8 protein-coding genes are annotated in these 6,361 nt (G+C 48.5%); 6 read left to right on the top strand and 2 right to left on the bottom strand.

From position 1 onward, the window contains the following. Window positions 1–159: 159 nt before the first annotated feature. Together VB780_RS08370 and VB780_RS08365 are read left to right on the top strand one after the other, a co-directional pair. Entirely contained in the window at window positions 160–651 is a 492-nt protein-coding gene (locus tag VB780_RS08370; protein ID WP_323350681.1) for an HNH endonuclease domain-containing protein, read from the top strand. Between the two features lie 429 nt (window positions 652–1,080). Further along, window positions 1,081–1,992 (top strand): hypothetical protein, encoded by a 912-nt coding sequence (locus VB780_RS08365; RefSeq protein ID WP_323350680.1) that lies wholly within the window; start codon window positions 1,081–1,083, stop codon window positions 1,990–1,992. Between the two features lie 84 nt (window positions 1,993–2,076). On the opposite strand, the gene VB780_RS31370 is transcribed toward VB780_RS08365, so the two are convergent. Together VB780_RS31370 and VB780_RS08360 are read right to left on the bottom strand one after the other, a co-directional pair. Continuing rightward, the gene (locus tag VB780_RS31370) at window positions 2,077–2,331 is read right to left on the bottom strand and encodes a tyrosine-type recombinase/integrase (RefSeq protein ID WP_416349213.1); all 255 of its coding nucleotides are present in this window, start codon (window positions 2,329–2,331) and stop codon (window positions 2,077–2,079) included. Then, the gene (locus tag VB780_RS08360) at window positions 2,261–2,650 is read right to left on the bottom strand and encodes a tyrosine-type recombinase/integrase (RefSeq protein WP_323350679.1); all 390 of its coding nucleotides are present in this window, start codon (window positions 2,648–2,650) and stop codon (window positions 2,261–2,263) included. Before VB780_RS08360 ends, VB780_RS31370 begins: the two co-directional genes overlap by 71 nt. Window positions 2,651–2,964: 314 nt before the next feature. Here VB780_RS08360 and VB780_RS08355 point away from each other — a divergent pair, with 314 nt between their 5' ends. The 4 genes from VB780_RS08355 (at window position 2,965) to VB780_RS08340 (ending at window position 6,252) form a co-directional block, all read left to right on the top strand. Then, window positions 2,965–3,255: a hypothetical protein gene (locus VB780_RS08355; protein WP_323350678.1), complete on the top strand. Its 291-nt coding sequence runs from the start codon at window positions 2,965–2,967 to the stop codon at window positions 3,253–3,255. An 88-nt stretch (window positions 3,256–3,343) separates the two neighbouring features. Beyond that, on the top strand, window positions 3,344–4,540 hold the full coding sequence (locus VB780_RS08350; protein ID WP_323350677.1) for an endonuclease/exonuclease/phosphatase: 1,197 nt from the start codon (window positions 3,344–3,346) through the stop codon (window positions 4,538–4,540). 92 nt (window positions 4,541–4,632) lie between these two features. Further along, a complete protein-coding gene (locus VB780_RS08345; RefSeq protein WP_323350676.1) occupies window positions 4,633–5,829 on the top strand; it encodes an NERD domain-containing protein in 1,197 nt (398 codons plus the stop codon). Between the two features lie 63 nt (window positions 5,830–5,892). Next, window positions 5,893–6,252 (top strand): 3'-5' exonuclease, encoded by a 360-nt coding sequence (locus VB780_RS08340; RefSeq protein WP_323350675.1) that lies wholly within the window; start codon window positions 5,893–5,895, stop codon window positions 6,250–6,252. The last annotated feature ends 109 nt before the right edge of the window (window positions 6,253–6,361 follow it).

Genomic DNA, 6,361 nt, shown 5'->3' with positions numbered 1-6,361 from the left:
CGGCATCCCGTCCAACAGTTGGTAAATTAGCTCTTGGGCGTGGGCAAGAATCTTCATGGTCCTTGCTGTCTATACGTTTCACGCCCTTTTCTCTCATCCCCCCAGCCAAGGTGCAAGATCTGAGTCTGGGTCGAAGCTCTCTGTATCCATGAGTGGTGCTTGTTCAGCGGCAGAGTCAGTGACCACGATAGAGGCTACATCTACGGCCTGCTGACCGCCCGCCCGGACAACCGCCGCCCGCTGACCTGGGAACGCAACCAAATCGACATCTTGATTATGGAAGGCACTACCTTTACCTGCCCCTGGACTGAGAAGCCCATCAATCAGGGCATCGACTACGACCTCGACCACATCTTGCCGATATCGGTCTATCCCACCAACGAACTATGGAACCTGGTGCCGTCGGATCCTGCCTTCAACTCTCATAAGAAACGCGATCGGTTGCCCAAGGCTGAGCGGTTGGTGGTGGCTACCCCCCACCTGGAGCAAACCTATCTGAGCTATGGCGCATCACAACCATTGATAGAAGTGCTGCGCGAGGATGTGGCTCTGCGGTTTACCACGGTTGAGGCAGGTGCTTTCTCAGAAAGTTTGGCGGTGGCTGGTTTAGTTGAGGAAGTGGCTGAGGCGCGCAATCTAGTCAGATTTTGAGAGTGTCGATACTGGCTGCCTGACAAATCTCCAAAAGTTTGAAGAATGTTTTACCTCATAGCTAAGACCTAAAGCTTGTGATTTAATAATAAAAGCTTGGGTTTAAGGGGTCTTCGGGCAATGCCTGTGAGGAAACCAGAGACTTTTAGAGGGATATTAGACAGGCCAGTCCCTGCTCTGCTAGCATTACCTTCATTCGCGACAGGCTAGCCTTCTTGCAGTAATCGACTACGTTTTCCAGGAGATAATTGTTGCTACCTTAAGCATTCAATTCCACTCGTTATTTTTGCAGATGGTTAATTACAAGAAACTCTAGCACTAAATTTTCCTGCTAAATTTTGATGATATTGGGAATGTAAAATCAGAATGATTAATTTAGATTAATCATTCTGAAAAAGCTAGCTTGAATTTAGATTTTTCGGCACAAAAATGCTCAAAATATCACCGCTGACCAGTATTAATGCCTTACTAACAATTTCTATTATTAGTGGCTCATTGGGTGTCCTAACATTAAAGGTAGCCTGGCCAACCTCTGAGGGAGTAGAGGCTTTTAGAAACACTTCAGCCTTTCTCGCCTGGATGTCCGTTGTCAGCGTTCTATTTGCAGTTTCTCCCATAGCCGCAGCCTATGGCATGAGTGTTTTCTTAAAGCTTGGAAAAACATTGCCCAAAATAGAATTCATCAATTTAACTTGGTTTTTGATAGCATTAATGTTATCTCTTGGAGTTCAATTCTACTTTTTTAGAGAATTTGATTTTATTTTTCCTTCCCAGGAGGTAGCCACACTTAGAGTTCGTGTAGATGCTATAGTTATTTCTTCCATATTAGCATTTATACCACTTGCTATTGCTTTAGGTTATTTAGCTATCTCCGTTGATAAACTTAACCCCAACGCAGTTTTGTTCACCGAAAAATACTTTTTATTTAGGGACTATTTGTTTCTAATAACCTTCTTCATAAGCCTACTCATTGGCCTTGGCACTCTTGCGACAGGTGCATATCAGCATACTTTACAAGTTCATGCTGATGCAGGATTCATTAAAGATCCTTTCCCGCCAGGCCTTACAGTAATATATGGTGCATATTTTAGCTTAATTTTAATAATTTTGTACCTCCCTATAGAACTCATGCTTTCTCAGAAGGGGTGGGAATATATTCATCTGAATTTCCCTATACCGTCAGAAAAACCAGAAGAATGGGCAAATTCCTACGATTGTAGAGCTAAAGCAGAAGAGTGGCTCAACTTAAAGAAACAACCATTTTCCAGCTTGTCATCAAATTTAGTTATCCTTACACCATTACTTAGTGGTTTAACTTCCTATTTACTGCCTGTTAGATAGCTTCTGCTAGTACATTAAGATTGAAAACTTTTCCAGTGCTAGAGCTATTGGCATATTTTATAAAATACTATTGAAGCTGATCTCCTACCACTGAATTCGGTCAAACCGCCTGGGGTTCGCTGCCGTATACCTCACTGTGTGCTGAATGTTCTTGTGCCCCAGGTACGCCTGGATGTCGCGGGTCGGCATCCCCTGCTCAGCCAAGTGGTAGCCACAGCTATGCCTCAGCATGTAGGGATGAACCGGCAACGGCAACTGAGCCAACCGCTCAGCCCGGTCTACGATTTTGGCGATCGCATCCGTGCTCAGCTTCGCCCCCCCGCTCACTCGCAAAAACATAGACACTCTCCGGGTATTTCTCTCTCAATTCTCCCAGCGCTTTGAGTTCATCTTCCTGCAGCCGATGGACTCCACTTTCGCCACGCTTCAGTCGCTTAATGCTGATGGCCCCAGCGTCAAACATGATCGCATCCCATCGCAGGATGATCGCTTCCCCAGCTCGAAGGCCGTGGCGAAACATCAATAGTAATAGAGTGCGATCGCGCAGGCGATGACGACCCCGTTCACTAGCCGCTTCGATCAGTCGCGTCACCTCTTCCAAAGTCAGATGCTCTCGACTCCGGTAAACCTCATTTTTGGCTCGAACTGGGGTGTACATAGGTACCATTCTACAAACTGTCAGTAATATGGTCAAAAATCCGACAGTTTTGGGGCCTCAAACCCTCATTCTCTCGTTGACCAAGCTTTTCAGTCTTCCTTATTGAGAATGAGTCTTACAAAATTCTCCGCACATTTTCGGATCTGACTCACCCGAATCTGGTCAAGCCCCCAGAAACCATTGTTCACAAAGTCAACCCGTTTAGGTTTGGGCCTATCACCCGGTTAGGTGGGTGGTAGTCACCCGGTTAGGTGGCATCTGGTTGTCGCCCGATTCTAGGCAAATTAGGAGACAACCCGATCCGGTGAAGAGAGATGTATTCCAGTACCTTGAGTGCGATCGCCAACGCCGCAGATTTCCTCACCTATTTCCGCAAGTTGCCGCGCAACCAGCAGGACATGATCGCGCCCCACCTCGATGCCCCTCAGCGTATGGCTCTGCGGGTATTGAACTGCTGTAGTGAGTTGGAGGGGCAGAGTGTGGGGGCGATCGCAAACCTAGCCGAGCTGCATCAGGAATCGACCCGAGCCATTTTGAAATCTTTAGAAGGAAGGATGGTGGCCGCTGAAGTGACGGCTCATGGGAAGCTGTGGAAGCTTAGTTAAAAAATATTGGTTAAGTACAAGTAGTTGACATCCTAATTCTGATCAAGTCACTATCCTTAAAGACATAGCTATCTTAGAGGTCAAGGCAATGGCTGATTTGACTGCTGATGAGTGGGCAAAGATAAATTCTCTTTTGGCCAGCGATCCCTATAAATATGGCATTCCTCAGCGCACCTATGGTTCTGCTATATTAGGATCTTTCAATATCCGCAAGCTCGGCAAGGCAAACAGTCGAAGCACGAACACTTGGAACTTTCTTGCCCATATTTGTAGACACTTCGATCTACTATCCGTTCAGGAAATTATGGGCGACCTTGAGGGCTTTGAGAAGTTGGTAAGCCTGATGGGGCCTGATTATAACGCTATTGTTTCCGATAAAACTGGGCAGTTCCCTGGCGAACAGGGCCTCGGTGAGCGTCTGGGGTTTATCTATAACCAAAACCTCATTCGTCGGGGCAACATTGTCTCTGATATCTCCTATGACCGCACAAAAGTACTAAAGACTATCGTTGATAATTACAAAGTGCTGGTAGAAACGGCTACACCTTACGTAAAGTATCTTCAAGCCCGTGATGCATGGCAAGAAAATCCTGTTGGCCCTGAACCGAAGGCACCAAAAGTTCAGATTCCCGTCTTTTTGAACTTTATCCGCCAACCCTTCTGTGCCAGCTTTGAGATAGTCGGACATCCTGAAACAAAGCCCTATAAAATCATGGCAGTCAATGCCCATCTTTACTTTGGCGATTCTGTTGACGATCGCCGCCAAGAATTTGATGCTCTAATGGAGTGGATAATAGGTGGAGTACAGGAGAAGGATAATTCAAGTTTCCCAAATTTTATTCTCATGGGAGACCTCAACCTAAGCTTTGGCAATCCAGAACGAGATAGGCCCCGAATTGAGAGACATATTAAAACCTTTAATCAAGATATGCAGGCATCTGGCAGCAGTGTCAATGTCAATTTCCCATTTTTAGATGTCCACAAAGGCTTTACCGAACCGTTCCGCACTAATGCACGTTTGAGTGAGACATTTGACCAAATTGGCTTATTCAGCCATGACCCACGCCTTCCCTCCTACGACAAAAACCCAGAGATGGGGTCTGAGCCACCCCAAGGCCCAGATTATGGTGTCGTGAATTTTGTTGAATTGTTTCGTGAGGCTTTGGATCTACCGCCTATCGAAGAATTAACTAGCCAGGAGAAGAAAGAGTTCTATAAAAAATTTGAGCATGAAGTTAGCGATCATCTTCCCATTTGGTTGCGCCTGCCATTACCTGAGGTTTAACCAAGCAGACTTTTTGGTGTGCTTATGATGTGTCTGCTAGGCTTTGCCTCTGTTCTGGGGATAACTAGACATAGCAGACCATCCAGACATCTATGGCTCTCACCATCCCCGAAACCATTCCCTCCATCGCCAGTCAGGGCGAACAGCGCCTCTTCAATATCCTCAAAACTAAGCTGACAGAGGATTTCATCGTTTGGTATGAGCCACGCCTACAGCGCAACCTCTATCCCGATTTCACCATTCTGAGCCCTACCTTTGGCCTGCTGATCATTGAGGTGAAAGGCTGGTATGCCGGGAACATCGAGGAAGCTGGAGAGCAGTTCTTCAAAGTCAAAGACAAACATGGGGTGAGCGAGAGTCATCAGTCCCCCCTGCGCCAAGCCCACGGCTACTTCTGTGAAGCGGCAGAGCGCTTCAAAGGCTACCCCATCCTGCGCCAGCCCGAAGGCAACTACCAGGGCAAGCTAGTCTTCCCCATGGGCACAGCTGCTGTGATGAGCAACATCAACGAACCCCAGGCCCATGAGGAAAACCTCTACAACTTCCTCCAGCGGCCCCAGGTCGCCTACCGAGATGAACTGCTGGAGTGGGAGAACTACAGCTCAGAGATGCTAGTGCAGCGGCTGCGGGACATGTTCAAGGTCTACTTCGACTTTCCGGCGTTGACTGTAGACCAGGTGAACACGATTAAGGGCTGCCTGCACCCCGAAACCGTCATCAAACAAAAGCTTGCTGGGCCTAAGAGCGTGCTCACTGAAGCTAACCTGCCCGAAGGCAGCACTGTGATTGTCCCCCTCGACCTCGACCAGGAACGCATGGCCCGCAACATGAAGGATGGCCACCGCCTGATCTCTGGCGTAGCTGGTTCTGGCAAAACCCTGATCCTGCTGGCCCGCGCCAAAGTCCTGGCCAACCGCCTACTCGACCAGCGCATCCTGATCCTGTGCTTCAACATCACACTGGCTGCCCACCTGCGATCGCTCCTGCATGGCGACACCATGAATCCCCAGTACAAAGACCGCATTGAGGTCATGCACTTTCACGACTGGGCCAAAAGCTTGATTAAGTGGTTGCCCAGCTATAACAGCTTTAAGACTGAGGAAGAGTGCAATGTCCACATCGGCCAAAAGGTTCTAGCTGCCCTCCAGCAGCTACCTCCAGAGCACTGCTGGGATTCCATTCTGGTGGATGAGGCCCATACCTTTACCCGCGAATGGTTTGAGTGCTGTGTCGCTGGCCTTAAAGACTCAAAGAACGGCGATCTGGTGGTAGTCTCCGATGGCAACTAGAGCCTCTACAAACGGGCTCAGTTCACATGGAAGTCCGTAGGCATCAAAGCTCAGGGCCGCACGATGAAGTTGGCCCAAAACTACCGCAACACCCGCGAGATTCTAGAAGCCGCCTGGACAGTAGTGAAGAAGACGGAGCAAGACCTCACAGACGATGCTACATTCCCCACTGTTGAGCCGGAAGCTGCCCTTAGAAGTGGGCCTCGACCAATCCTCTACCAAGCGGGCACTAAAGCTAAGGCTGTAGATGTCGCTGTCGAGCAGGTGCAGCGCCTGGTGATGCTGAGCTACAGCCCCTCAGAGATTGCCATCCTCTACCGCTTTAAGAGCGAGCAGGACGATGCCCTATTCCGCTCCATGCTCCAGCGCCTGCAAGACCTGGGCATGCCTGTCTATTGTATCTTTGGTAGTGGATTAACGTAAAGGATAGAGGGAAATAAGGTAACGCCGACGTATTCCTAGATTCTGAGGGAGTAGGCTCCATGACAATCGAGATGACCTGTCCAACTTGTGGGTCTCACGACATCTCCAA

Origin of the sequence: Leptolyngbya sp. CCNP1308 (assembly GCF_034932455.1) — a bacterium.
In the GTDB taxonomy this organism is placed as follows: domain Bacteria; phylum Cyanobacteriota; class Cyanobacteriia; order Phormidesmidales; family Phormidesmidaceae; genus Nodosilinea.
The sequence above is the reverse complement of the archived record's forward strand: the minus strand, read 5'-3'. Positions and strand labels throughout refer to the sequence as shown.

Bases quoted from the DNA above. Each gene is read 5' to 3' on its own strand.
- VB780_RS08365 (WP_323350680.1), top strand. From the start codon at position 1,081: ATGCTCAAAATATCACCGCTGACCAGTATTAATGCCTTACTAACAATT.
- VB780_RS31370 (WP_416349213.1), bottom strand. From the start codon at position 2,331: ATGTTTTTGCGAGTGAGCGGGGGGGCGAAGCTGAGCACGGATGCGATC.
- VB780_RS08360 (WP_323350679.1), bottom strand. From the start codon at position 2,650: ATGTACACCCCAGTTCGAGCCAAAAATGAGGTTTACCGGAGTCGAGAG.
- VB780_RS08355 (WP_323350678.1), top strand. From the start codon at position 2,965: ATGTATTCCAGTACCTTGAGTGCGATCGCCAACGCCGCAGATTTCCTC.
- VB780_RS08350 (WP_323350677.1), top strand. From the start codon at position 3,344: ATGGCTGATTTGACTGCTGATGAGTGGGCAAAGATAAATTCTCTTTTG.
- VB780_RS08345 (WP_323350676.1), top strand. From the start codon at position 4,633: ATGGCTCTCACCATCCCCGAAACCATTCCCTCCATCGCCAGTCAGGGC.
- VB780_RS08340 (WP_323350675.1), top strand. From the start codon at position 5,893: ATGAAGTTGGCCCAAAACTACCGCAACACCCGCGAGATTCTAGAAGCC.